This is a genomic window from Nocardia sp. NPDC006982 (genome assembly GCF_042869435.1).
Taxonomy (GTDB): domain Bacteria; phylum Actinomycetota; class Actinomycetes; order Mycobacteriales; family Mycobacteriaceae; genus Nocardia.
Window position 1 is genome coordinate 124,730 of the sequence record NZ_JBIAFV010000020.1, and the last position, 23,874, is coordinate 148,603.

The following is a 23,874-nucleotide window of genomic DNA, read 5'->3' on the forward strand; positions in this document are numbered from 1 at the left end:
GACAGGTAGTGTCTATCAGCGTGGTTGTGGACTCCCAGCCGAATGACGGCGAATTTGTGCAGGAGGATAACGGGGAGGCACTGACCCCGAGACAGGCCGCGGTCGCGATCTTCTCGAGTCGGCTCTCGGAATTGATCGCGGAATCGGTGGTATCGACCGAGGACGGGTCGACGCGGTCGTTGACCCTCTATTCGCTTGCCCAGCATCTGGAACAGGCGTACCCGGATGTTCCGGTTTCCCAGTCGGGGCTGTACCGGCTCATTCATGGTGACGCGGTACCGAGGCTCGATTTGATCATCGCCTTGGCGCGGGTATTCGACGTGCCGCCGGAACATTTCGTCACCGAGCAGAAGAGTCGCTGATTGCGTTATTCCCGTCAGCGGGAATAACGCGGGACCGCAGCGCAGGCCGGTCTGGATACGATCCCGACCATGGCTGCCGAGGACCCGGGAGATGTATTTCTCCGCCATCGAGGCGCGGTCCTGGATGCGCTGCTCTCGGATCCGTCGTTCGGAGAAAACGATCCGGCCACCGGATCGGTGCTGAGTGGACCCCTGGTCGGCGAGCCGGAATTCGGCGAGCCGGGTTTCGGCGATGATCCGTACTCCGGTCCCGCGGTGGCAGCCGGTTCGGCCCAGGGCGCTCTGCCCGAAACGGATCTGCCGCCGCGGCGAGCCTCCGACGGGCCGAAGGCCAGTGAGCGGATCATCGCGCTGCTGAACGGTCAGCCGCCGAATGCCGCACCGGCACTGGACTTTTCATCGGACTACTCCGATGTCTCGGCGAAGCAACCGCCGCCGGAGGAACCGGCAAGCACCGCATCCGGGGCGTCCAAGGCACGCGGGCCGGAGCCCGCGGAGCGGATCGTCGTGCTGGCGAAGAAGCTCAAGAATCCCAAGGTCGCGCTGGCGGTCTGCGGCGTCTTGGCCCTGTTGCTCATCATCGCGTTGGTTTCCACCGGTGGGAAGGATGATTCGCAGGCGCCGGATCGCATCGCGGTCATCACCCCGTCGCCGACCGCGGCGGCCCCGACGTCGAAACCGGAATCCTCGACTGCCCCTTCCGGAGCGATCACCCCGAAATCCGCCACGGCCAATTGCCCGCCGGGCAGTACACCGGGTATGGATGCCTTCGGTGGCCAGGGCAAGGCTTGGTCATGCGTGCGCGCATACAAAGTCGACGGGCAGGTGCTGACCATCGATCTCGGCAAGACCTATCAGATCGATTCGATCGGCATCGTGCCCGGCTGGGACAACACCGGCAGCGACGGCGTGGACCAGTGGACGAAATACCGGACCGCCAGCCGGGTTCGGTATACGTTCGACGATCCGAACAAGACGAGCTACACCCAAACGACCCTGGATCAGCGCACCCTGGTTGTCACCAAATTCGAGGTCCCCGTGCAGGCGTCCAAGGTTGTACTGACAATTCAGGAATCGAAGGGCGATCCGACGATCAATACCACCGCGATTTCCTCCATCGTGATCACTGGGCATTGAGGCCGCTGCCATGTCAGTAGCCGAGTTGGTCTGCCAGTACTGCTCACACCGCAATAGCGGTAATCCGGCGCAATGCGGGCATTGCGGAGCGCCGCTGCCTGCCGTCCAACGACTATCGAGTCTGGCCGGGCAGACGGAGCGGGTTGTCGCGGGCGCAGAGCGGGCCGTTGCGGCCACCGGCAGCGCGGTGGCGGGTGCCGAGCATATGGTGGCGGGTGCTGAGCATGCGGTGACGGGGGCGGAAGAGCTTGCCGCCAAACAGTATCCGCGCTGGCAGTGGGGTGCCGCGATCGCCGGCGTCGTGACCACGGTCCTCGGTCTCGGTTTCGCGGTCTTCAGTTCGTGTTCGACGCCGCTGACCGCGCTGCCCGATACAGGTGTCGATCAGGCGTTGCCCAGTCAATTGCGTGCGGCCGCCTCCTGTCAGCGGGTCGATTCCACGTCCGAGAACTGTGTCATCCGGGCGAACGACCCGATGCTCACGGGCGGGATCACCGGCGGCAAGGATTTGACCCTCACGGTGGCATTGGATCCGCCCGAGCGCCGGGCCGATACCGTGCGCAACTGGCGGACTGCGGGCGGAACCGTGCTGGCCGACGGTGTCGTCTTCGTGGCGATCGGACCGTCGGCAACCCTGCGGTACGCGAATACCCTTGTCGGACTTCGGGTCGAGACGGGCGCCTTCATCGGGCGTGCGGCGGCGCAGACGTTCATGGCGCGTGCCGGTCTAACCCCGTGACCGACCGAAATTCGGTCGGTCGGCGTGCTCTAGCAGTGCTGATCACTTTCAAGATTGTGCTACGCATTTAACGTGCCGCTATACAACGGCACATCAAACCATGTAATGTATGGGAACCGTACGGTTACGGGCTCAGATCTCGGGAAGGCACGAGTCGATGGTGGCAACCACCCAGCAGACGATTTCATTCAAACGGTTCCGCGACGATCCGACCGATCTGGAGGCGGCCTACTTCCGCTGGATCCAGCCCGGCGCCACCGCGCCGACGATCACCGATCGGGCCGAACAGATCTTCCGAAACCACTTGGAACTGGCCGCGATCCGGCTGCCGGGCGCGGCGATCACCCGCGTGTACCGCCCCGATGACGGCAGCGGACTCGGCGCGGCCATCCAGATCGTCAATGACGATATGCCGCTGCTGGTCGACTCGGTGACCACCGCGCTGCGCCGCCTCGGCGCCGCGGTGACCGAGGTCGTCCACCCGGTCTTCGATATCGTGCGGGACCGGCGCGGGCGGCTGCGGGCGATCGCACCCAAGGAGCCCGACACCGTACCGGCGAGCGGCAGCCACACGGTCACCGAATCGTGGATCCATGTGCAACTGAGTCCGGGCGTTGGAGCCGCACTGCTGGACCGGATCGATCGCGAGTTGCCCGCGCTGCTGCGTGTGCTGCGCAAGGTCGTCGACGATACGCCGGGCATGGCGAACGCGATGGTCGCGCTGGCGGGTCGGCTCGACCATATCGCGCAGCGCTCCGACGATCCGGAGGTGCCCGAATGCGCGAAGTTATTGCGCTGGTTGGCCGATGGCCACTTCACGGTGCTCGGCTACGGGTACTACCGCGGCAGCCGGACCGATGCCGGAAACGAACCGCAGCAGGTGCCAGGCACCGGCCTCGGCGTGCTCTGGAACGGTTCGAATGTCGATCTCGATGTCCCGGTAATGGGCAACACCCGACCGGTCCTGCGGCTGTCCAACGGATCGGTGGATTCGCTGATCCCAGGATCGGGTGAGCTGTACTTCGTCAGCGTCGCCGATTATGGCAGTGGCGGTACCGGCGCCGGCCAGGTGCAGGGTGAGCACGTATTCGTCGGCACCTTCACGGTGACCGGTCTGCACGAGAACATCCTCGACATCCCGGTCATCACACGCCGCGTGCACCAGGTCATCGAATGGGCCGGCTTCGAACTGAATTCGTTCTCCGGGCAGGCGATGCTGGAGATGATGCAGTCCTTCCCGCGGGTCGAGCTGTTCTCCACTGATGCCCGGCGGCTGTTCGAAACCGTCTCCGCGGTCATGAATTTGGGCCTGCGCAGGCAGGTGCGCCTGTTCATCCGGCGCGATGGTCGCAGCGGTGCGGTCTACTGCCTGGTCTACCTGCCCCGCGATCGGTACTCGACCGAGGTCCGGCTGCGCATGGAGGAGATCCTGCGCGCGGAATTCGACGGCGAGCAGGTCGCGTACTCGGCAAGGGCGAGCGAATCCGAGTTGGCCGTGGTGTATTTCACGGTGCATCGCGGTCCCGACGCGGAGCCTGCCGATATCTCCGAATCCAATCGCGAGCGCATCCAGGAGCTGCTGTTCGCGAGCACCCGGAGTTGGTCCGACCGGTTGGTCGCGGCCGCGACCGGCGTACCAGCGATCTCGCCGAAGGCCGCCAACGCCTACGCGAGCGCCTTCCCGGTCGGTTACCAGCAGGAGTACGAGCCGGAGCAGGCGCTCGTCGATCTGCAGCGGCTGGACCGCCTTGCCGATGGCGCCATCGATACGAATCTGTATCGCAACGCCGAATCACCGTCGGGGGAGTGGCGTTTCACGCTCTATGTCGCGGGCGAAGGCGTCTCGCTGAGCCGCGTGCTTCCGGTACTGCAAAGTCTCGGAGTGGAGGTGGTCGACGAACGGCCGCACCGCATCACCCTCCCGGACGACACGCAGAAGTGGATCTACGATTTCGGGCTGCGCGTCCCGGCGACACTGCTGCGCACCGCGATCGATGCCGACCTCGAAGCCGATCTCACCCGCTCGGCCGACGAATCATCGGTCGAAGGCGGTGTGCGGCAATACTTCCCGGAGGCCTTCGCGGCCATGTGGAACGGCAGCGCCGAGGTCGACGCACTGAACGAACTGGTTTTGCGTGCCGGTCTGCAGTGGCGGCAGATCTCGATACTGCGTGCCTACGGGAAATATCTGCAGCAGGCCGGCTTCGCCTACACGCTGGGCAATATCTCCCGTGTGCTGCTGGCGCAGCCGACCATGGCCCGGCTGTTCACCGAATTGTTCGACGCTTACTTCGATCCCGAGGGTGTCGGCGCGGTGGCATCGGCGCGGGCCGCGGGCATCGCCGAACGGCTGCAGGCCGAGATCGACGCGGTCGTCAGCCTCGACGCCGACCGTATCCTGCGCGCGGTACTCGGGCTGATCACCGCGACGCTGCGCACCAACTACTATCGCCGCGACAGCGACGGCAACGCGCCGAAGTACCTGTCGTTCAAATTCGATCCGCATGCCGTCTCCGAATTGCCCAGGCCGAGGCCGCAATTCGAGATCTTCGTGTACTCGCCGCGGGTGGAGGGCGTGCATCTGCGCTTCGGTGCGGTGGCGCGTGGTGGATTGCGCTGGTCGGATCGTCTGGAGGACTTCCGCACCGAGATCCTGGGTCTGGTGAAGGCGCAGGCGGTGAAGAACGCGGTGATTGTGCCGGTCGGCGCCAAGGGCGGTTTCGTGGTGAAGCAGCCGCCGACGGCGACCGGTGATCCGACCGCGGATCGGCAAGCGCAGTTGAACGAGGGCATCGCCTGCTACCGCACCTTCATCTCCGGTCTGCTGGATGTGACCGACAACGTCGACCACGCCTCCGGTGCGGTGCTGCCACCGGAGCGGGTGGTGCGCCGCGACAGTGACGACACCTACCTGGTCGTCGCCGCGGACAAGGGCACCGCAACCTTCTCCGACATCGCCAATGATGTTGCGCGCCAATATGGTTTCTGGCTGGGTGACGCCTTCGCCTCGGGTGGTTCGGTCGGTTACGACCACAAGGCGATGGGCATTACCGCCAAGGGTGCGTGGGAGAGCGTCAAACGGCATTTCGCCGAGATGGATATCGACACGCAGACAACCGATTTCACTGTCGCCGGGGTCGGCGATATGAGTGGCGATGTCTTCGGCAACGGCATGCTGCTGTCCGAGCACATCCGCCTGGTGGCCGCGTTCGACCACCGGCATATCTTCCTGGATCCGAATCCCGTTGCGGCGACGTCGTTCCGAGAGCGGCAGCGGATGTTCGCTTTGCCGCGCTCGTCCTGGGCCGACTACGACAAGTCGCTTATCAGCGCTGGGGGCGGTGTCTACGACCGGTCCGCCAAGGCGGTGCCCGTCAGCCCCGAGGTGCGCGCGGCACTGGACTTGGATCCGAGTGTGACCACTCTGTCCCCGCCGGAGATGATCCGGGCGATTCTGCTCGCGCCGGTCGATCTGTTCTGGAACGGCGGTATCGGCACCTACATCAAGGCATCCACCGAGACGAATGCCGATGCCGGTGACAAATCCAACGATGCGGTGCGTGTCGATGCGAACCAGTTGCGCGCCAAGGTGATCGGTGAGGGCGGCAACCTCGGTGCGACCGCGCTGGGTCGCGTCGAATACTGCGCCAACGGTGGCCGGATGAACACCGACGCCCTCGACAATTCGGCGGGTGTCGACTGCTCGGACCACGAGGTCAATATCAAGGTGCTGCTGGATGCGGTCATCTCCGGCGGCGAACTCGATGCCGCCGACCGCACCGAACTGCTTGCCGCGATGACCGACGAGGTCTCCGAACTCGTGCTGCGCGACAATATTTCGCAGAACTTCCGGATGGGGCTCTCCCGCGCTCAGGCGGTGCCGATGTCGGGCGTGCACCGGCGTTTGATCGCCGACCTCGAGTTCCGGCGCGGTGTCGATCGGCGGCTCGAGGCGCTGCCCTCGGATGCCGAGCTGAAAAGGCGCGCCGCCGCCGGATCCGGGCTCACCTCGCCCGAGCTGGCGAATCTGCTCGCGCACGTGAAGCTTTCGCTCAAGGATGACCTGCTGGCCGGGGATTTGCCGGATAACGCGGCATTCAGCTCCGCGCTGCTGGCGTACTTCCCCGCGCCGTTGCGCGCACGGTTCGCCGACGCGATCGGCAGGCATCCGCTGCGCCGTCAGATCGTGGCCACCATGGTGGTCAACGACATGGTGGACCACGGCGGCATCACCTATGCGTTCCGGCTGGCGGAGGAGGCGGGTGCGAGCACCGACGATGCGGTGCGCGCCTTCACCGTCGCGGTGGAGATCTTCGATCTGCACACGCTCTGGCAACGCATTCGGACCACGCCGATGCCGACGGCCGCCCGCGACGAACTCGAGCGGGAGACGAGGCGCACCCTCGATCGCGTATCCCGCTGGCTTTTGACCAGTCGCCCGCAACCGATCGCCATCGGCGCCGATATCGCCCGCTACCGCGACGGTGTCCGCAAGCTGGCAGCCCAAATGCTGCCTGCTCGGCTCCCCGCAGCGCACGCGGAGGATCTGGCGACGAATGCGCGCGCTGCCGTCGAGCGGGGTGCGCCTGCGGAATTGGCCGAGGAGGTGTACCGGCTCATCCACCTGTTCCCGCTGTTGGACATCCTCGACGTGGCCGATATCGCCGAACGGGATGCGGAGGAGGTCGCCGAGCTCTACTACGCACTCGACGATCACTTCCAGATCGAGCGGCTGCTGACCGCGGTGAGCAACCTCGCCCGCGACGACCGGTGGCGCACCCTGGCCCGGCTCGCGGTCCGCGACGACCTCTACGATTCGCTGCGCTCGCTCACCCTGGACGTGATCACCGCATCCGAACCGAACGAGAGCACCGCCGATAAGATCGCCGAATGGGAATCGGTCAACCGCCCCCGCCTGGCCCGCGCCGGTGCATCCCTCGGCGAAATCTTCGCCGCAGGCACCCACGACCTGGCGACGCTCTCGGTGGCCGCACGACAGGTGCGCAGCATGGTCAGCAGCGGGGAATCCGCTGCGGCAGCGCCTGTTTCGAGCTAACTGGCCGCACGCCCCGCGGTCTCGGCGAACGGTCCGCCGATACCGCGGGGGTGCGCAAAGAGTTGGCGAATGTTCCCGTCATCCCCGCGAACATCGGGACCCATACCTCCGCAGTGGGTCCCGGTGTTCGCCGGGATGACGGACGACCGTGCGATAGCTCGAGATCGACTGCGCGAGGGGATATCCGAGCGAATGCCCGCTATCGGTAGATGATGTCCCTGCCGCCGCCAGCGATAACCAGGATCACCAGCCGATTGTTCTCTATCCGATAGACGGCACGATAGTCACCGCAGCGGAGCCGATAGAAGCCGGCGTATTCGCCTGCCATCGGTCTGACCGCATTGTTCGGGGCGTACGGATCATCACCTAATTGGGCGAGCTCCTGAAGTAGCCGAATGGCGTCCGTTGCGCCGCATACGGAGTCGTGGGGATATGCCGTGTGCGGGGAGCGTCTCGCGGCTATGTGCGATCCCGTTCGACTTCGGGTTGAGGTTGGGCGGCGCGGGCGATCCAGGTGCTGAAGTGGGCGGCGAGGTCGTCGGGGGTGGTCGGGTGGACGGTGTTGTGTTGGTCGTGGAGTTCGGTGTAGCGGCCGTCATCGGTTATGTCGTGCCATTGGACGGCGGCGAGGGGTGTGCTCGGTTTGTCGACGGGACCCGTGTAGAGCAGGGCGGACCCGCCACCGTCGGCGGGCCGGTGCAGAAGGCGCCGAATGTGTTCGTGCGGGGTACCGCTGTCGGGGTGGCAGATGGTCTGCGGTTGGGTGCCGGGCTTGCAGGGTGGAAGGCAATCGGTGAGTTGTGCGGGGAGGTGATCGGTGGGGAACAGGCGGCAGCGGATCGGGCCGTCGGTGTTACCGAAGGTGGCTTGGGCCAGCGACATCGCGTGCCGGTCGGTGCGTGCGCCGACAGCGCGGTAGACGCAGACGTCTCCGTTGGCGTGCTTGTGTTGGGTTGTGCCGCCGAAGATTTGGATGCGGATGATTGCGGCGGTGAGGGTGTGCAGGGCGAGTTGGATTTCCTCGAGTTCGTCTGAGGAGTAGCGCTCGCGCATGGTGGCCCGGTGAGCGTCGAAGTCGTCCCGGTATGCGAAGCGGCTGGTGAAGCGGAGCGGATTGGGGAAGCGGTCATTCGCGGGGCTGAACCACAGTGCCGCGAAATCGTCGGGTTCCCAAGTCCATTCGGCCATTTGGCAGATCCAATCGGTGCTGGGTGCTGGGTGCTGGGTGCTGGGTGCTGGGTGCTGGGTGCTGGGTGCTGGGTGCTGGGTGCTGGGTGCAGGGTGCAGGGTTGGATGTCGTTGTGCTGCGGCGATCGAATCCATTTCCGTTCGCGTGTTATGACGCCTTTCGCGCTGGTTCACCAGGGTTTTCCCCAGAGCCGATGTCGCCGTGCCGAATCGGGGTGAATGCGCCCGGCCGCGACCAGCGCTTCGAATGCCGCGTGCTTGCGGTCGCAGTCGTGCTCGCGGTGCAATTGCATCGCGACATGGGCATCGGTGAGGGTGAACGGCTGCTCGGGTGGTCCGCACGTCCACGCCTTCGGCCATTCGACCGGGTGTAATCGGCAGCGACGTACGGCGGGCCGGTCGCGGCGCGACTGGTTCATCGGCCATACACACGCCACCCCGACCATCACGAATACACAGCCAACGACGACTACGAGGATGCTGTGCACGATTTGCCACGCGCCCACAGTCGTTCACCTCTCGCCGCCGCAGCCGGGGGAGGTCGGCGGTAGTGCCAGTTGAGCGAGCCCGTCGAGCACTTGGTGCAGTGTCCGCAGTTCGGGTATGCCCTCGGGGAGGGGGCGGTCGTTATCGATGGGGAACTCGATACCGCGCAGCCGGGCGCGTTCGCGCGGGCTCAGCTTCGGCGGCACGATCCGGCCGTGCCGCACGAGCGTGTAGTACGCGACCCGCTTCCACGCGCACCGCGAGATCCGGCACGCACGGTGTCGGCGCATCTGCGCGTGCGCCAACTCGACCTCGGCGAAGCCGCAGATGGTCGGTGGGCTGAGCAGAGCATCTGCATTCATCACGCGGCCACCCTTGTCGTCGCCAGGCACGCGCTGCGCCGAGCGCGCCCAAGTGCCTTGCGGACAAACGGTTTCCAGGTCGAACCCTTCGTCACAAACCAGCGCCGGTCGGCAGTTGACATGGCCAAGGTCGAAGACAACGATCACCCGCACGTCGAGCCCGGCCGCTATACCGAGCGCATAAGCGATCGGGTCGTCGATATCGGCAGGTGGCCGAACCGTGTACACATATTGATAGCCGAGCGTGTTCGCGTGCCGTTGCACGTCCAAGGCGTGGCGTGGGGCATGCATGCCGGATACGTCATTGCGAACGAAGCCAATAGCTTTCGGCTTATCGCCGGCAGTGTTCGTCTGTGGCGACTCGGTGGTGTGCGTGGATGTCATGGTTCCCCCAGAACCTGGTTGATGTTGTGTTCGTTGGGCGTTCGGAGCCTTGCCGCGAGGCGCTGGTGCACTCTCGAAGCGCATGTTCAGCTCACACCCATCGAGGGAAGTTAACAATCACAATCGGCAAAATTATTCACTTCGAAAAAACGTAGTAGCCTAGTAGCGGACGAGAGTTTTACCTGGTCAAGCCAAGGAGGTCATCGCATGCCCGCACAGCCCGCTGCCCCGTCGGTCCCTCGTCGGCAGGTGGCGCGCATCCTGTCCAAGCTGCATCGAGAGTCCGGGCTTTACATCAAAGATGTGGCGGAACAGGTCAACCTGCATCACGTCACGGTGACGAAGATGCTCAAGGGGCAGCCGTGCAAGCTCAAGCCGATCTACGTCGACAAACTCTGCGATATCTACCATGCGACACCCGAGACCAGGGCGAACGTGAAAACTCTTGCCGCAGAGGCGGAATCGGCTCGGGGCTGGTGGCATGCCTTCAGTGACACGGATTCGACGGACAAGCTGAGCACATACATCGCCCTCGAGGGAACTGCCAGTGCCCTCATGATGTACCAGAGCGCCCGCATCCCCGGTCTGCTGCAAACCGAGGACTACGCCCGCGCCCTGCTCCGCACCAGCCCTGACCTGACGCCCGACGAGATCGAACGCCATGTCCAGGTCCGGATGCACCGGCAGGCCGTTCTCACCGAAGCTCAGCCGAAGCTGGATGTGATCCTCGATGAGAGTGTGATCCGTCGACCGCTCGGTGCACCGGAACTCGCTGCCAGTCAGGTGCGACGCATCATCGAAGTCTCTGCGTTGTCCAATGTCAGCGTTCGGCTTGTGCCCTTCGATGTAGGCATCTATCGCGGCACTGAGGCAGGCCCCTTCATAATCCTCGAATTTGTCGGGACGGCTGACCTCGAACCGGAACCCCCGGTCGTGTACATCGAAGCCGGCGTCGGGAGCGCCGTGTACTTCGAGAAGCCCGAACAGGTCGCCCGGTATCGTCACTCTTGGGCCGACATAGAGCGGTCCACGTTGAGCGCGGCCAAGACCCGCGCTTACTTGTCCAAGATCGTGAAGGAGTTACCTCGGTGAACACCGAGTGGTTCAAGAGCAGCTACAGCACCCAGACCGGGGAATGCGTCGAGGTCGCCTTCCTTGACCATGGAATGGTCGGAATGCGCGACAGCAAGAACCCGAACGGCCCGGCGTTGGTCTTCACGCCCGGCGAATGGGATGCCTTCACCGCGGGCGTCACGGACGGAGAGTTCGATCGCCTCTGAGCCTGGCGCAATACCGAGTACCGCAGCGGCCCCATCAAGACAGTCTGACGTCGCGATGGGGCCGTCTGCTGTCTTAACCTTGGACAAATCCGAGCTCGCGCAAAGCTTCTGGTTTTCACACCGGCGTGTTGCATGGAGAGTCGATGTGCGACAGCACCGAGGGTTTTGCGACAGCACCGAGGGTGTGCGAGGTCGGAATCCTATAGTCCCGGCCAGGAGAAGATTTTGGCTTGGGCGGGTGCCTGCTGCGGCAGATTCGCTTCCAGGTCTTGGTATTTCGACGCCTGCTCGGTGTCGACGCCGGTGATGCGTTCGCGGACGGTGCGGAAGAGGGTTTGGAAGTCTTCGATGACCTTGTAGTGCGATTCCATCACCGCATAGACGCTGTTGTCGGAGCTCGTGGAGTTGTCCAAGGCTCGGGACTTTCCCCGCCAGCGCGTGACCATCGTTTTGGCGGAGACCAGGTCTCGGTCGCCCTGTGCAGAGAAGCCCTCACCCAGACCCCACTTATCTTGCTGCGAGACCTCGGTCATTGTGCGCTGAATCTTCCGGATCTGGTCCTTGAAGTACTCGCAGTCGCGGTCGATATAGACGAACTTCTCGAGATCCATCCGCACTGTCAGCCGGCCCTCACGGGCCTCGGTGATCAGATTCGCCAATGGGGTCGCTGGAGTCTTGTCGTCGTCCGCCATAAATCCCTCCCAGTCGTTCCTTGGTTCAGTTAGGCGGTGGCGGGCAGGCTCGGCACAACCTTCTCCGCCAATCCACGAGCGAGTACGCACGAGTCGGTGCTGCCAGTGTCGCGGTTCGACGCCGGGTTGTTCAGGTTGAACTCGAGACTGCCGCCCTTCATCTCCACATCCAAGGTGCATGCCTCTTTGATGTAGGGGCCGTCGAATTGGCGGGTCGAGATCGCGCGTCTGCCGTTGATGGTGAACTCGGTGGCTTCGGGAAAATTTCGGCTGCGGATGACGTCGATGGTGAGATTCGTGGTCCGGATGCTTACCGCATAGCCGTTGGACCGAACCCAGGCGCAGCCGCGCCATTTGACCCCGGCACCTGCATCGCCATTGGCGGGGTCCTTGCCGTGTAGCTTCTCCGAATCCAGTACGTCTTGAGGAACGTCCTTACAGGGGTCATACGTGCGCGGAACATCCGCTGCCAGCGACGGTTCCGCGCTCGCGGAGGTGGAGACCGGTTTCGCATCTCCACCAGTCGACGACCCACACCCCGACAGCAGGACAACAGCACCAACCGTCAACACAGTGCCGAGCAGTGTGCTCCCCCTGCTGATCATGCGTTCCTCCTGGTCGCCGGCGGTGTCGACGGCATCGATCATGCCCGGAACGGCTCCCGCCCCTGTTCAGTTGGTTCGACCGTACCGGCCGACTGATCCGCCTACAAGCCGCGGCTGTCTCGTGTTCGACACCGGCATTCGAGGTCAGTGGCATCCGTTGGCGTGAGCGATGGGGGAACCGCCGGCCTCGAGCAACCGGCTCTCGGTGGTGCCCGAGCAAGTTCGTGACGTCGGAAAGTATGTCTACGAATTGGCCGAAAAACTGTGCACGGCATTGGATTCCGCGACTACGGACGTGGATGCCGTGGCCAACGGCAGTTGGACCGGCGGTTTGGCGGCGGAGTTCGCCGACGGCTGGAGCGATGTCCGCGACGGTGGCGGTCAGATCATCACGGCGCTCGCCGCGATGGCAGAGAAGCTCGGCGTCACCGCCGAGACGTATCAAACCCTCGATGAGAGCAACGCATCCACGCTCAACACCTCGAGTTTGGATTTGCCATGAGCGAGCTCTCGGTCAACCTCGAAGACCACCGTGCAGGCTTCGACATCGTGAATTCCTCGGAACCGTTATTCACCCAGACTGCGTCTCTGTTGCGCCTCGCCCTCGCGACCAAGCTGCACGGTCACGCCCCAGAGCCAGTACCTCGAGCTGCTATTCAAAGCTGGTAAAGACATGGGCAGAACCCGGCGTCGCGTTTCCCCCGGATGTGCTCCGCGTTGGCCGCGCGGCCGCCTCCGCCGCAAATCGAGGTTCCCGCATAGCTTCTGGTTTTCGGGGCGGTGTGTCGTGCGGAGAGTCGATGTGCGACCGCGTCGAAGGTATGCGTGAGCTCCGGAGGATGTGCGTGGCGTCGGGGTTCGCCGGTCGGCGTAAGCGCGATCAGGTAGCGGCGGCGGTGCCGCAATTGCCGCAGAACTTCGCCGTGGCGGTCAGGTCCGCGCCGCATTCGGTGCAGTGGCGCGGGCGGGCCGCCAATGGGTCACCGCAGTTCATACAGAATCGCGCGTTCGCGGGATTGTCGGTTCCGCAGCTGGCGCACACCGGCTGCGTGCCAGACGGAACTGGTTGTGCGGCAGCCGGAATCGCCTGCCGCTGCCATGGATTGGTGGGCGCCTGCTGTTGGATGGCATTCAAACCCAGTGCGGCGCCGAGGAATCCGTCGCCGCCATGGCCATGGCCGTTGGCGAAGCCTTGGCCCGCGCCGAGCGCCATTTCGCCCGCCGCGTAGCGCTGGAAGTCTCCAGCCAGGCGAATATAGGTAACGTCCTTGGCAAGTCGCTTGATGCGGTCGGCATCCTCGGGCGCCAGGGTGATATCGAAATTGCCAAGGCGCGGAATGCGCAGCCCGTACTCGTAGAGCGTCAGGTTGGTCTGGCGCACCACGGCGGCCTCGATCGGCTCCAATTGTCCGGACAGGCCGAGAACTGGCCAGTCGCCTCGGGAAATACCCTGTGTGACAGCGACTTTCATGGACTTGAGCAGCAGGTCCGAGCACCAGGACTCCACCGTCGCCGGGACGCTCAGGTCGGTGGTGCCCGCCAGTGAGGTGACCAGTTCGGCCGGATCCCGCACCGACATCGCGAACTCCCCGAAGACCCGCAGCGTCACGACCTGTTCGCTGACCGGGTCGGCGATATCGGCCAGGCGGCCGCCGAACTTGATGCCGGGAAACTCGCGGGTGGAGACGAAATACAGTTCGGCGCGGTAGAAGTTGTTGCCGGTCAGGGTGTCCACTAGCGCGCCGAGCACCGGCAGTTCATCGGCATCGATCCGATGCCTGCCCGGCCCCATAGCGGCCACGACCTGCCCGGACTTGACGAACAGGGCGATCTCGTCGGCATTGACGTTGGCACGGCTGTAGCGACGGATGTTGACATCCGGCCACTTGTAGACCAGTTGATTCTTGCGGTCCTCAGGGACCGCGATGAACTCCCGTTCGAACCATGCCATGCTCGCGCTCCATCAGCCGTATACGTATCCAGCGTACCGATGTTCAGCGGCACGATCAACTAACACCCAGGTCGCGGCGGGTGGCGAGGGCACGCCTCGTTTCCGTGAAGTTACAACTCTTGACTCACTATTGAACGTGCCGTTGAATAGCGTTACATTAAGCAGCGATATGATCGCCGTCACGTGAAAGGCACCACCATGACAACCGTTCAACACTCCGCGGAAGTGCCGGCGCCCGCGGATGCTCTGCATGCTGAGGATGCGGGCTATCACAAGGCGTTGCGCCCGCGCCAGCTGCAGATGATCGCGATCGGGGGCGCGATCGGAACCGGACTGTTCCTTGGTGCCGGTGGTCGGTTGCACACTGCCGGTCCCGGACTGTTCATCGTGTACGCGGTCTGCGGCATCTTCGTATTCTTCATCCTGCGGGCGCTGGGCGAGCTGGTGCTGCATCGTCCGTCCTCGGGCTCGTTCGTCTCCTACGCGCGTGAGTTCTACGGCGAGAAGCTGGCTTTCGCGGTCGGGTGGATGTACTTCTTCCACTGGTGCATGACGGGCATCGTAGACATCACCGCGATCGCCACCTATGTCCATTTCTGGGGAGCCACCGAGGCGATACCGCAGTGGTTGATCGCGCTGGTGGCGCTGGCCATCGTGGTCAGCATCAACCTGATCTCGGTGAAATGGTTCGGTGAGCTGGAGTTCTGGGCCGCGCTGATCAAGGTCGTCGCACTCGTCGCCTTCCTGATCGTCGGCACCATCTTCCTGGCGGGCCGATTCAAGGTCGACGGCGAGACCACCGGTTTCACCGTGCTCTCCGACAACGGCGGCCTGTTCCCGACCGGTCTGCTGCCCCTGGTCACCGTCACCACCGGTGTCGTATTCGCCTATGCCGCAGTGGAATTGATCGGTACGGCGGCCGGTGAGGCGGAGAACCCGGAAAAGATCATGCCGCGGGCCATCAATTCGGTCATCGCCCGGATCGCGCTGTTCTACGTCGGTTCGCTGGTGCTGCTCGGACTGCTGCTGCCCTACGTCGTCTTCAAGTCCGGTGAGAGCCCGTTCGTCACCTTCTTCTCCAAGCTCGGTGTCGGCGGTGCCGGCTCGATCATGAACCTGGTGGTGCTGACCGCGGCCTTCTCCAGCCTCAACGCGGGTCTGTACTCGACCGGCCGCATCCTGCGCTCGATGTCGATGAACGGCAGTGCGCCCAAGATCGCCTCGCGGATGTCCAGTGGCGGTGTGCCTTACGTCGGCATCCTCGCCACCGGCGCGATCGCGCTGGTCGGTGTCGGGCTCAATGCGCTGGTGCCGGACAAGGCCTTCGAGATCGTGCTGAACATGTCCGCGCTGGGAACCATCGCGGCCTGGGGCGCGATCGTCGTCTGCCAGCTGCAGCTGTTCCGTTGGTCGAAGAAGGGTCTGGCCGAACGGCCGTCGTTCCGGCTGATCGGTGCGCCATACACCAGCTACGCCACGCTGGCGTTCCTGGTCGCGGTGATCGTGCTGATGGCATGCAGCCATGAAATCGAGCAGCGCGGTGCTGTGATCGCCATGGCGGTGGTCGTGGTTCCGGCATTCGTCGGCGGTTGGTTCCTGGCCCGCAAGCGGGTGCTGCAAGTGGCTCAGGAACGCGAGGGCATCACCGGGCAGTTCCCGGTGCTGGCCGAGCGGCCGCCGCGCAAGCGCGACGGTGAGGCAGTCGTCGTCCTGGATAAGCCCGACGACGAGGAGTAAGCAGATCATTTCGAGCGACCTGCAAGCAGTCGCTACGGGATCTCCGCCCTGGACAACATGTCCGGGGCGGAGCTATTCCCATAAGGGGGAATAAGGCATGCGCGCGGCGGCGGACGGCGGAAGAGAATGGGTCCCCTATTCACCGGGCTCGAAAGGTTCCCATGCCGGAACAACCCAGCGCCTCCGAGAATCCGCTGCCGCATCCATGGGCGAATCGGCGGATGCGCGGTACCGAGGTTCCGCGACGGACGCCACATCCCTGGGCTACCCGCGGCATGTCGAAACTCGAACCGTCGCAACGCCGCCAGCATCCATGGTCCGGTTCGAGTACCGTGGAACGGGCTCCGGCGCAACGAATCTCCGCACCTGCGGCACCCGGTGACACCATGCCGGTGAGCGATCCGGTGACGGGCGTCGAGGAAACTCTCGAACTCGACGAGCCGGTCTCCGGTCGCAGCAGTCGCTCCCGGCCGAGTGTGCGCAGGCTCGGCGCGGGCCTGGTGCCGATGCCGCGGGTGGCGCCGGTCGACCCGCGCACCGCCATTCTCGACGATCCGGAAGTGCCCGAGCTCAAACGGTTCTGTTGGAAATGCCAGGAACCGGTCGGCCGTCGCTCCGCCACCGAGCCGGGTGCGGTGGCCGGCGAATGCGGCCGCTGTGGCTCACCGTTCAACTTCCGTCCCACCCTGCAGCGCGGCGAACTCGTCGCCGATCAATACGAGGTGCAGGGATCGCTGGCGCACGGCGGACTCGGTTGGATTTATCTCGCGGTCGACCGCAATGTCAGCGATCGCTGGGTCGTGCTGAAGGGTTTGCAGAACCCGCTGGACTTCGAGGCGCATGTGGTCGCACTCGCCGAACGGCAATTTCTTTCCGAGGTGGCCCACCCCGGCGTGGTCAAGATTTACAACTTCGTCAAACATCGGTCTGCCCGCGATATTCCGGACGGCTACATCGTCATGGAATACGTTGGTGGACAATCGCTGAAGAAGATGCTCGATCTGCGCGGCAAGGAGCGCATTCCCGTCGTCGAGGCCATCGCCTACATCATGGAAATCCTGCCCGCACTGGACTATCTGCATTCCTTCGGATTGGCATACAACGATCTGAAACCCGACAACATCATGGTCAGCGAGCACGAGGTCAAACTGATCGATTTGGGTGCGGTCGCCGCGATGGACTCCTACGGCAGCATCTACGGCACGCCCGGCTATCAGGCCCCGGAGATCACCGAGACCGGACCGACCGTGGTTTCGGATATCTACACCGTCGGCCGGACCCTGGCGGCGCTGGCCCTGGATCTGCCGCGCGACCGCAGCGGGAACTTTCTCGGCGGCATACCCGAACCGGATGAGGATCCGCTGCTGGCGCGCTATCCGTGTCTGTACCGCCTGCTGCTGCGCGCCACCGATCCAGAGCCGGAGCGCCGGTTCCCGTCCGCGTATTCGATGTACTGTCAGCTCGCCGGTGCGCTGCGTATGGTCCTCGCGATCGATACCGGCCTGGAACATCCGCAGCCTTCGGTCGAATTGAGCTCCATGCGAGACGATTTCGGCACCGACACCCTCATCGGCCAGACCGACGGAATCGTCGACGGCATGGCCCGCATGCCGGTGCTCGAGGCGCGCGATGTCGTCGCGGCCCTGCCGACGCCGTTGATCGATAGCGAGGACCCCAGTGCCGAACTGCTGTCCTCCCTGCTGCACGGTGAACCGCGGCACGCGCTGGACGCGCTGCGCCGGGCGCACGAACGCATCCGGGCCGGCACGATCGTGGCCCCGGAATCCTTCGACCTGGAGGGGCCGCTGACCGCGGTCCGCGCCTATCTGGATCTCGGGGAGACCGTTCCAGCCTGTCAACTGCTGGCCGATCTGCGTGCCGACTACAGCGCGGACTGGCGCATCGAGTGGTATGTCGGCGTCGCCGCGCTGCTCGACGGCCATTACGAGCGGGCCTGGCAGCATTTCGAGTCCGTGAACTCGATGCTGCCCGGCGAGATCGGCCCGGAACTGGCCCTGGCCGCCACAGCGGAACTGGTGCTGCAACATCTGGACCACCCGGCCGAATCGGATCGCTGGCACCGCGCCGCGGCCGAGCACTACCGTGCGGTCTGGCGGACCAACCACGGCGTAGTGAGCGCGGCATTCGGCCTGGCCCGCCGGCTCGCCGCCGACGGCGAATTACTCGAGGCCGTCACGGTGCTCGACCAGGTGCCCGCCGCCTCCAGGCATCACGGCGTGGCGCATACGACAGGTTGTCTGCTGCTGGTCTCGCGGCCGATCGCCGATATCACCGAGGACGATATCTGCACGGCGGCGGGTCGGTTGGAGGCGCTGCCCGACGATGCGCGAACGCTGCAATTGCAGGTCATCGTGGTCGGTGCGGCCTTGGAGTGGCTGCGGGTCGGCGGGCGGCCGCGGAATCCGAACCGGACGATCCTCGGCTTCCCGGTCACCTCGGCGGGGCTGCGGCAGGGGCTCGAAACCAGCCTGCGCGCCCTGGCGAGAACGGCGCCGGATCGCTGGCACCGCTATCGGCTGGTCGATCTGGCGAATTCCATTCGGCCACGCACCCGCTGGTAGATCGGGCGGCTCAACGCAGTTGCTGCACCACGAAGGCGACGATGGTTCCGGTGCCCGCCAGCAGCCACAGCCAGTTGCCGGTGGCGACCGCGAGCACGACCGCGACGATCGATACAACCGCGGCGATCGTCCGCAGTCGCTGCAGCGCACTACTGCCGGTGGGCGGGGGCGGTGCGGCCGGTGTAGCGCCGGGCAGGTCGGCGAATAATTCCGCCAATTGTCCTTTGGTAGTTGCCGCCGCGGCAACGGCGCTGCGTTCGTCGAACTCGGTGAGGCTCAATCGCCCAGTGCCGAGATGGTGCGACAGCTGTTCCAGCGCCCGTTCCCGTTCCGTCACGGTAATTCGAGAAGCCTGCGCTTCGGTCATATCCGAAGGATAAGCCCGCCGTCGCCGGTTCGGCGGATCGAATTGCCAACGGCGGGAATAGTTAGGGGGTGTCTTTGGGGGTTGACGGCGGGTCGCGAACGATAGGTACCCGACATCACTGACGTATGCTTACCTACGAGTAATGTTTCTGTGTGGTTTCCTAGACATATGGCAGGGGACGTGGAGTACACGATCGATGAGCTGGCGCGCGAGGCTGGTACGACCGTCCGCAGCCTGCGGGTTTACGCCGAGCGCGGCATCCTGCCCCCGCCACAGGTGAAGGGCCGCACCGGTTTTTACGGACCGGATCACCTCAATCGGGTACAGACGATCAGCCGTCTGCTGGACCGGGGAATCAAGCTCAACGGGATCAGGGAACTGCTGGAGGCGTGGGATCGCGGTGACGATCTCGGCGACATCCTCGGCGTCGCGGAGCCCGGTGCGACGCAGTCCACCGCACCGCCGACCGGTGACACGATCGCGGCGACCGAACTCGAGCAGCGCTATCGCGACGTGCCCCATGGTTTGGCCCGGGTGGTCTCGGTCGGCCTGTACGAACCGGTCGACGCCGCGACCTACCGCATTGCCGATCCGCAGCTGATCCGCATCTTCGATCAGTTGGAGGGCGCGGGCATGCCGGTCGATGCGCTGCTCGGCGAATTGGAGCGGCTGCGCGCGGACTGCGACCGGATCGCCCGCCGCTTCGTCGATCTGTTCCATCGGTCGGCGTGGGAGCCGTATCAGCGCTCTGAGCGAACCCCCGCGGATAAGGCGGTACTCGCCGACCGGGTGGCCGAGACACGGATCCGCCCGGGGCAGGCGACCGCCGAGCTCGTGAACCGCTTTGTAGCAAAGTATCTCGAACAGGACAGCGAACTCACCGAGGCGCTGCCCAAGTCCTGACGCGCTTTCGGCTCGCATCGACGCGTGCAATTTCTTGCCTGGCTTGCGGCCGATCTTCCGGTTACGCACGTCCCTGGCCAGGCTTTTCCTTTTTCATCGTTCCCACAGTTGGTGATACTTAGCTCAACGTGCCGTTAAATAGCGTTACATTAGACAGCGGGAACAGCACCTCCCGTTGGTCCGTATCGACGTCGGCCGGCGGGCGAGACAATGATGAAGGAGACGTCGATGATCAACGTCAGCGAACTGCGCGGCGCACCCAGACCTACGGAATGTCCCGACCAGGCACGTAATGCCAAGGGACGCAATAAGATCCGAGCACTGTCATTGCTTGCGGCGATCGCGGCGGGAGTCGGCGGATTCGGCATCGGCGCCGAGGCGCCGTCGGCCAACGCCGATATCGGCGTGCGCTGCCTGTGGGCCGGCGAAGCCGTGCCGCAGGGCGTGGCCATCTCCGCGGGCGGCTGGACATACCGGTGCGAGTCCGATTTCTTCGGCTTCGCGCGCTGGTCCCGTGAGGGCTACGCCCGCGGTCGCAGCTCCGTGTACAACCCGGGTACCAATGGCAATCCGGCCGGCAAGTTCAGCCCGGGGGCGCAGCAGCCGGGCACCGACTACATGGACTACTGCGTCGGCAGTCAGCTGATCGAGGGTCGCGAAGACATGTACGAGGCCGTTGCGGACGGCCGCGGCGGGCTGTATTGGCGTGCGGCCGGACCGATTTCGGACTGGACCTTCGATATGGCCGCCAACCGGCCGGGACCGTCCTGGCGGTCGTCGAGCCTGTGCGTCGACGGCAGTTTGACCTGAGTCGCCAACCGCGAATCTTTCTACCGCTGATGCCCTTTCGGGCGGCCGCGCAATTTCGCGCACGCCGCCCGGGAGGGCATCGGTCTTTGTCAACGGTCGATTGGCCACTGGTGGAGTGCAATTGACTGCCGGTGTGAGTCTGCCTTTCGAGGGGTAGGCGGTACGACGCATCGGGTGCAGTGCACATACAAATACGACCGCCGCTCCGAAAGGAGCGGCGGTCGTATTCGTAATATGAAGAGCCGCAAGGGGAGTGGGTCAGCGGCTGCCCCCGGAGGGCACCCAGACCCAGCGGCCGCTGTCGCCGCCGCTCTCGTACGAGCCCCGGCTCGAGTTGTCGCCGGATGCGGCGTGATCCTGATCGGCGACGCGGCGGCTGCCGCCGGAGTTGCTGTTGCTGTATCCACCCCGGGCGCCGCCGCCATTGCTGTTGCTGTGGTTACCGGGCGCCGCGATGGTCGACTGAATCGCCATGGCGGCCGGTGTGATCACCAGTGCACCGGCGACCGCGCCGGCTATGACGACCTTCTTCGACTTGAGGTTCATGGTTACCGATATCTCCTTCGTCCCGCCGAGCCCGGACTTGGTCGGTAGTGGGTGTGCCGGGGATGCAGGTTGTCTGAGATCTATTGTGCCGCTATTTGACGGCACAATCAATAGTGAACCGTTGGGAAAATCTCGGTACTTTCGGTAAGTTTTCCCGCTTCCGCGGGCAGGGCTGGAGATTTCGCGCACGGTGCTTCGGACGCACCCGCGGTCAAGTGCGACAGGTGGATTCGGTCACGCACGGACAGTAGTGGGCCCGGTACCGGGATGCTTCTCAGGAGCGGGGACAGCCGCGTCAGGACAGGTGGACGACGCGCTGTTCCCATTCGCCGTCGAGGACGTCGGCCTGCCAGCGCTTGTTCCAGCCGAACGGCATGAGATGGACGCGGGCGCCGCGGGCCTCGAGGGATTCGGCGAGATTCGCCAGTACGTGCAAAGCCGTTGGGATATCGGATCGTTCACCGGGGGTTGCCAGATGGGAGAACCCGTTGATGACGATATGCGACGCGTCGGTTTTGGACGCGATGCGCCGCACGATCTTCGCGGCCGCCGTCGATGAGGGCGAATCGCCGCGCTCCACGCCGACCATGAGCAGCAGGCAGTCGGAGAAGGCATTGGGCACGCCGATCGCCGTCGATTCGAGATCGACGGCGGCCGGACTTGCGGTGGTGACGGTGTATTCGAAGGTGCGGCAACGACTACTGAAGATCTTCATGCTCGGTGTTCAGCGTCGCCCACGCTCAGGGGTGACGCAGACCTTCCTTACCCGTACGGCCGGCGCGGTCTGCGCCAGGAACTGTGAACGCGGACCGGGCCAGCGCGGCACCGGTTCGCACTGCCGATTGTCGTCGGCCGACATATGGATAACCTGTTGTGTCTCGGCGCCGTCGAGCGGGTCGACACGGCAACTCTTGTACCAGCCGAACGGCATCAGATGCACCTGCTCACCGCGTTTTTCGAGCCGTTCGGTGACCTCGGTCAGTACGTCGAGCGCCTCGGCGAATTCGGCGAGCACATCGAATCCTGCTGGAGTGCTGGCTCTTTCGTCGGGGCCGGGCAGGCATGCGAAGCCCTCGACGACGATCGGTCCGGCGTCGGATTCGGTGACGATGTGCCGGACCAGCTGCACGACGGTGCCCGCAAGTGCCCGGTCGCCGCGATCGACCCCGATCGTCAGCAGCAGACAGTCGTGGAAGGATCTGCGTGCTCCGATCAGCGACGGTTCGATATCAATGGCGCACGGGCTCGCTGTCGTCACGGTGTATTCGACCGTGCGGCAACGACTACTGACGATGCGCATCGGCTTACCTCTGGTCCTTTCATCCGGCCGCCTCGACGGCTCCTGCGGCATCGAGGTCGAGTACGGCGGTGGCGGTTCGCTCGATGATGCCGAGGCAGACCTCATCGGGCTGATACTTGGGCTGAATGGCGCTGTGGCCGATGGTCGAGAGCCAAATGAAATACGGATACAGCGCCTGCTGGCGGTAAGCCAGCCAGGCGGTGTCGAAGTCGGGGGCCGGTGCTCCGCAAGCCGCCAGTCGTTCCAGGTACCCGGTTAACAGCTCGTGTTCCCAGGCGCGCCGGTCGGCCACATCCAGACCGGAGGCGACCACATATGCGAAGTCGTAGGCCCAGCTGCCGCGCAGCACAACCTGCCAATCGGTGAAACCCATCCGACCCGCGGCGGTGACATAGGTATTGCCGATGTGACTGTCGCCGTGCAGGAAGGTCTGCGGTCCGGTGCTGGCGATCTCTAGCGAACGTTCCAGGGCGCGATACAGCCGATCATGTTGCGCCGGTAGTACGTCGGGAATTACCGAGGCCGCGCGACGGGCCCCGATCTGCGCCCGCTTGTTCATGCCGATCAACCGGTCGAGATTGGCGAAATGGCCCCGTGGCGCCTTGAGCCAACTGTGTAGTCGCAGACCTTCGTCATCCCAGTAGCGGGCATGCCAGGTCGCCATCGTGCGCAGCAGATCCTCGATCTGTGCGCGTCCGATCGGGGTGCCCGGCGTGCAGAAGCTGGCGCCCTTGGTGGTGACGAGGTCCTCGAGCAGTGAGATCGAGCGCCCCGAGTGGCTGTCGACCGCACTGTGATAGCCGCGCGGTGCCTCGATGTCGAGGTTGGGCCGCAGATGTTTGAAGAATCCGGGTTCGCCGTGCAGGATGTCGGCCAGGTCGAGGCTGAGCCGTTGTTTGAAACCTGCGGTCGTCTTTGCGAATAGGTTTTCCGGTAGACCCGCGACCTGGCCGATCTCGTTGTAGCCAACGGTGAGTTTCCACCGTGTCGAGGTACCGCTGCTCCCATCGCCCATATCGAACGCCTCGACGACGGCACCCGGATGGTTGTAGCACAGCACGGCGGTTAACCAATCGGTGGTCAATTCTCGACCGGTCACCGGCACATCGGCCGCGCGCAGGGCCTGTGGACGGGTGACCGCTTCCCGCGCGATATGACCACCGATGCGAGTGATTCCGCGCACCACAGCTAGTGCGGGGTGCCGGGTAGGTGCCTCGGACTGCAACGGTTCTCCTCTGCTCGGCAGCCGAAGATCTGCTGTTCCCGGCCGGTTCGCCGGTCGCTAGCTGCCGTAGACGGACCCTATGGCAGCTGGGAAGCGGGAACATCCGTCATAGCGGGGAGGAATATCCGCATCGGGTGGTGAGATATTGCGCTGGCCTGGGGG

Annotated in this window: 23 protein-coding genes; 11 read left to right on the plus strand and 12 right to left on the minus strand. The window is 64.5% G+C overall.

Annotation, left to right across the window (positions count from 1 at the left end; translation table 11 throughout):
- Positions 1-8: 8 nt before the first annotated feature.
- The 4 genes from ACFYOW_RS43020 to ACFYOW_RS43035 all read left to right on the plus strand — a co-directional run bounded on the left by ACFYOW_RS43020 (position 9) and on the right by ACFYOW_RS43035 (position 7,294).
- A complete protein-coding gene (locus ACFYOW_RS43020) occupies positions 9-362 on the plus strand; it encodes a helix-turn-helix domain-containing protein (RefSeq protein WP_387296775.1) in 354 nt (117 codons plus the stop codon).
- A 69-nt stretch (positions 363-431) separates the two neighbouring features.
- Entirely contained in the window at positions 432-1,499 is a 1,068-nt protein-coding gene (locus ACFYOW_RS43025; protein ID WP_387296777.1) for a hypothetical protein, read from the plus strand.
- 10 nt (positions 1,500-1,509) lie between these two features.
- A complete protein-coding gene (locus tag ACFYOW_RS43030) occupies positions 1,510-2,238 on the plus strand; it encodes a hypothetical protein (RefSeq protein WP_387296779.1) in 729 nt (242 codons plus the stop codon).
- 157 nt (positions 2,239-2,395) lie between these two features.
- Positions 2,396-7,294: an NAD-glutamate dehydrogenase gene (locus ACFYOW_RS43035; RefSeq protein WP_387296781.1), complete on the plus strand. Its 4,899-nt coding sequence runs from the start codon at positions 2,396-2,398 to the stop codon at positions 7,292-7,294.
- 199 nt (positions 7,295-7,493) lie between these two features.
- On the opposite strand, the gene ACFYOW_RS43040 is transcribed toward ACFYOW_RS43035, so the two are convergent.
- The 4 genes from ACFYOW_RS43040 to ACFYOW_RS43055 form a co-directional block, all read right to left on the minus strand.
- Positions 7,494-7,808: a type II toxin-antitoxin system RelE/ParE family toxin gene (locus tag ACFYOW_RS43040; protein ID WP_387296831.1), complete on the minus strand. Its 315-nt coding sequence runs from the start codon at positions 7,806-7,808 to the stop codon at positions 7,494-7,496.
- Positions 7,754-8,482 carry an ESX secretion-associated protein EspG gene (locus tag ACFYOW_RS43045; RefSeq protein WP_387296783.1) on the minus strand — a complete coding sequence of 243 codons (729 nt, stop codon included), beginning with the start codon at positions 8,480-8,482 and terminating at the stop codon, positions 7,754-7,756. Before ACFYOW_RS43045 ends, ACFYOW_RS43040 begins: the two co-directional genes overlap by 55 nt.
- 170 nt (positions 8,483-8,652) lie before the next feature.
- The gene (locus ACFYOW_RS43050; protein WP_387296785.1) at positions 8,653-8,988 is read right to left on the minus strand and encodes a hypothetical protein; all 336 of its coding nucleotides are present in this window, start codon (positions 8,986-8,988) and stop codon (positions 8,653-8,655) included.
- A 6-nt stretch (positions 8,989-8,994) separates the two neighbouring features.
- Positions 8,995-9,714 (minus strand): hypothetical protein, encoded by a 720-nt coding sequence (locus tag ACFYOW_RS43055; RefSeq protein ID WP_387296787.1) that lies wholly within the window; start codon positions 9,712-9,714, stop codon positions 8,995-8,997.
- 207 nt (positions 9,715-9,921) lie between these two features.
- On the opposite strand from ACFYOW_RS43055, the gene ACFYOW_RS43060 reads away from it, so the two are divergent.
- Together ACFYOW_RS43060 and ACFYOW_RS43065 are read left to right on the plus strand one after the other, a co-directional pair.
- Positions 9,922-10,806, plus strand: coding sequence for a Scr1 family TA system antitoxin-like transcriptional regulator (locus ACFYOW_RS43060; RefSeq protein WP_387296789.1), 885 nt, complete (start codon positions 9,922-9,924; stop codon positions 10,804-10,806).
- Positions 10,803-10,994, plus strand: coding sequence for a DUF397 domain-containing protein (locus ACFYOW_RS43065; RefSeq protein ID WP_387296791.1), 192 nt, complete (start codon positions 10,803-10,805; stop codon positions 10,992-10,994). Before ACFYOW_RS43060 ends, ACFYOW_RS43065 begins: the two co-directional genes overlap by 4 nt.
- A gap of 200 nt (positions 10,995-11,194) precedes the next feature.
- Here the strand turns inward: ACFYOW_RS43065 and ACFYOW_RS43070 are convergent, their stop codons facing one another.
- Positions 11,195-11,686, minus strand: coding sequence for a hypothetical protein (locus ACFYOW_RS43070; protein ID WP_387296793.1), 492 nt, complete (start codon positions 11,684-11,686; stop codon positions 11,195-11,197).
- A gap of 29 nt (positions 11,687-11,715) precedes the next feature.
- The gene (locus ACFYOW_RS43075) at positions 11,716-12,333 is read right to left on the minus strand and encodes a DUF3558 domain-containing protein (RefSeq protein ID WP_387296795.1); all 618 of its coding nucleotides are present in this window, start codon (positions 12,331-12,333) and stop codon (positions 11,716-11,718) included.
- A gap of 127 nt (positions 12,334-12,460) precedes the next feature.
- Between ACFYOW_RS43075 and ACFYOW_RS43080 the strand changes: the two genes are divergently transcribed.
- On the plus strand, positions 12,461-12,793 hold the full coding sequence (locus ACFYOW_RS43080) for a type VII secretion target (RefSeq protein ID WP_387296797.1): 333 nt from the start codon (positions 12,461-12,463) through the stop codon (positions 12,791-12,793).
- A gap of 378 nt (positions 12,794-13,171) precedes the next feature.
- Here the strand turns inward: ACFYOW_RS43080 and ACFYOW_RS43085 are convergent, their stop codons facing one another.
- Positions 13,172-14,242, minus strand: a complete 1,071-nt coding sequence (locus ACFYOW_RS43085; RefSeq protein ID WP_387296799.1) for an SPFH domain-containing protein — start codon at positions 14,240-14,242, stop codon at positions 13,172-13,174.
- A 198-nt stretch (positions 14,243-14,440) separates the two neighbouring features.
- Between ACFYOW_RS43085 and ACFYOW_RS43090 the strand changes: the two genes are divergently transcribed.
- Entirely contained in the window at positions 14,441-15,979 is a 1,539-nt protein-coding gene (locus ACFYOW_RS43090) for an amino acid permease (protein ID WP_387296801.1), read from the plus strand.
- A 161-nt stretch (positions 15,980-16,140) separates the two neighbouring features.
- On the plus strand, positions 16,141-18,561 hold the full coding sequence (locus tag ACFYOW_RS43095; RefSeq protein ID WP_387296803.1) for a tetratricopeptide repeat protein: 2,421 nt from the start codon (positions 16,141-16,143) through the stop codon (positions 18,559-18,561).
- A 10-nt stretch (positions 18,562-18,571) separates the two neighbouring features.
- Here the strand turns inward: ACFYOW_RS43095 and ACFYOW_RS43100 are convergent, their stop codons facing one another.
- On the minus strand, positions 18,572-18,928 hold the full coding sequence (locus ACFYOW_RS43100; protein WP_387296805.1) for a DUF1707 domain-containing protein: 357 nt from the start codon (positions 18,926-18,928) through the stop codon (positions 18,572-18,574).
- A 168-nt stretch (positions 18,929-19,096) separates the two neighbouring features.
- Between ACFYOW_RS43100 and ACFYOW_RS43105 the strand changes: the two genes are divergently transcribed.
- Entirely contained in the window at positions 19,097-19,831 is a 735-nt protein-coding gene (locus ACFYOW_RS43105; RefSeq protein WP_387296807.1) for a MerR family transcriptional regulator, read from the plus strand.
- A 228-nt stretch (positions 19,832-20,059) separates the two neighbouring features.
- Positions 20,060-20,641: a hypothetical protein gene (locus tag ACFYOW_RS43110; RefSeq protein WP_387296809.1), complete on the plus strand. Its 582-nt coding sequence runs from the start codon at positions 20,060-20,062 to the stop codon at positions 20,639-20,641.
- A gap of 258 nt (positions 20,642-20,899) precedes the next feature.
- On the opposite strand, the gene ACFYOW_RS43115 is transcribed toward ACFYOW_RS43110, so the two are convergent.
- The 4 genes from ACFYOW_RS43115 to ACFYOW_RS43130 all read right to left on the minus strand — a co-directional run bounded on the left by ACFYOW_RS43115 (position 20,900) and on the right by ACFYOW_RS43130 (position 23,712).
- Complete coding sequence (locus ACFYOW_RS43115) at positions 20,900-21,187, minus strand: hypothetical protein (RefSeq protein ID WP_387296811.1); 288 nt, start codon at positions 21,185-21,187, stop codon at positions 20,900-20,902.
- 295 nt (positions 21,188-21,482) lie between these two features.
- Entirely contained in the window at positions 21,483-21,902 is a 420-nt protein-coding gene (locus tag ACFYOW_RS43120) for a threonyl-tRNA synthetase editing domain-containing protein (protein WP_387296813.1), read from the minus strand.
- A gap of 9 nt (positions 21,903-21,911) precedes the next feature.
- Complete coding sequence (locus ACFYOW_RS43125) at positions 21,912-22,487, minus strand: hypothetical protein (protein ID WP_387296815.1); 576 nt, start codon at positions 22,485-22,487, stop codon at positions 21,912-21,914.
- Positions 22,488-22,506: 19 nt separating this feature from the next.
- Positions 22,507-23,712 carry an aminoglycoside phosphotransferase family protein gene (locus ACFYOW_RS43130; protein WP_387296817.1) on the minus strand — a complete coding sequence of 402 codons (1,206 nt, stop codon included), beginning with the start codon at positions 23,710-23,712 and terminating at the stop codon, positions 22,507-22,509.
- Positions 23,713-23,874: the final 162 nt, after the last annotated feature.

Excerpts from the sequence above, each read along its gene's own strand:
- ACFYOW_RS43025 (WP_387296777.1), top strand. The coding sequence starts at position 432 with ATGGCTGCCGAGGACCCGGGAGATGTATTTCTCCGCCATCGAGGCGCG.
- ACFYOW_RS43030 (WP_387296779.1), top strand. The coding sequence starts at position 1,510 with ATGTCAGTAGCCGAGTTGGTCTGCCAGTACTGCTCACACCGCAATAGC.
- ACFYOW_RS43035 (WP_387296781.1), top strand. The coding sequence starts at position 2,396 with ATGGTGGCAACCACCCAGCAGACGATTTCATTCAAACGGTTCCGCGAC.
- ACFYOW_RS43045 (WP_387296783.1), bottom strand. The coding sequence starts at position 8,482 with ATGGCCGAATGGACTTGGGAACCCGACGATTTCGCGGCACTGTGGTTC.
- ACFYOW_RS43055 (WP_387296787.1), bottom strand. The coding sequence starts at position 9,714 with ATGACATCCACGCACACCACCGAGTCGCCACAGACGAACACTGCCGGC.
- ACFYOW_RS43060 (WP_387296789.1), top strand. The coding sequence starts at position 9,922 with ATGCCCGCACAGCCCGCTGCCCCGTCGGTCCCTCGTCGGCAGGTGGCG.
- ACFYOW_RS43070 (WP_387296793.1), bottom strand. The coding sequence starts at position 11,686 with ATGGCGGACGACGACAAGACTCCAGCGACCCCATTGGCGAATCTGATC.
- ACFYOW_RS43075 (WP_387296795.1), bottom strand. The coding sequence starts at position 12,333 with ATGATCGATGCCGTCGACACCGCCGGCGACCAGGAGGAACGCATGATC.
- ACFYOW_RS43080 (WP_387296797.1), top strand. The coding sequence starts at position 12,461 with ATGGGGGAACCGCCGGCCTCGAGCAACCGGCTCTCGGTGGTGCCCGAG.
- ACFYOW_RS43085 (WP_387296799.1), bottom strand. The coding sequence starts at position 14,242 with ATGGCATGGTTCGAACGGGAGTTCATCGCGGTCCCTGAGGACCGCAAG.
- ACFYOW_RS43090 (WP_387296801.1), top strand. The coding sequence starts at position 14,441 with ATGACAACCGTTCAACACTCCGCGGAAGTGCCGGCGCCCGCGGATGCT.
- ACFYOW_RS43095 (WP_387296803.1), top strand. The coding sequence starts at position 16,141 with ATGCCGGAACAACCCAGCGCCTCCGAGAATCCGCTGCCGCATCCATGG.
- ACFYOW_RS43100 (WP_387296805.1), bottom strand. The coding sequence starts at position 18,928 with ATGACCGAAGCGCAGGCTTCTCGAATTACCGTGACGGAACGGGAACGG.
- ACFYOW_RS43105 (WP_387296807.1), top strand. The coding sequence starts at position 19,097 with ATGGCAGGGGACGTGGAGTACACGATCGATGAGCTGGCGCGCGAGGCT.
- ACFYOW_RS43110 (WP_387296809.1), top strand. The coding sequence starts at position 20,060 with ATGATCAACGTCAGCGAACTGCGCGGCGCACCCAGACCTACGGAATGT.
- ACFYOW_RS43115 (WP_387296811.1), bottom strand. The coding sequence starts at position 21,187 with ATGAACCTCAAGTCGAAGAAGGTCGTCATAGCCGGCGCGGTCGCCGGT.
- ACFYOW_RS43120 (WP_387296813.1), bottom strand. The coding sequence starts at position 21,902 with ATGAAGATCTTCAGTAGTCGTTGCCGCACCTTCGAATACACCGTCACC.
- ACFYOW_RS43125 (WP_387296815.1), bottom strand. The coding sequence starts at position 22,487 with ATGCGCATCGTCAGTAGTCGTTGCCGCACGGTCGAATACACCGTGACG.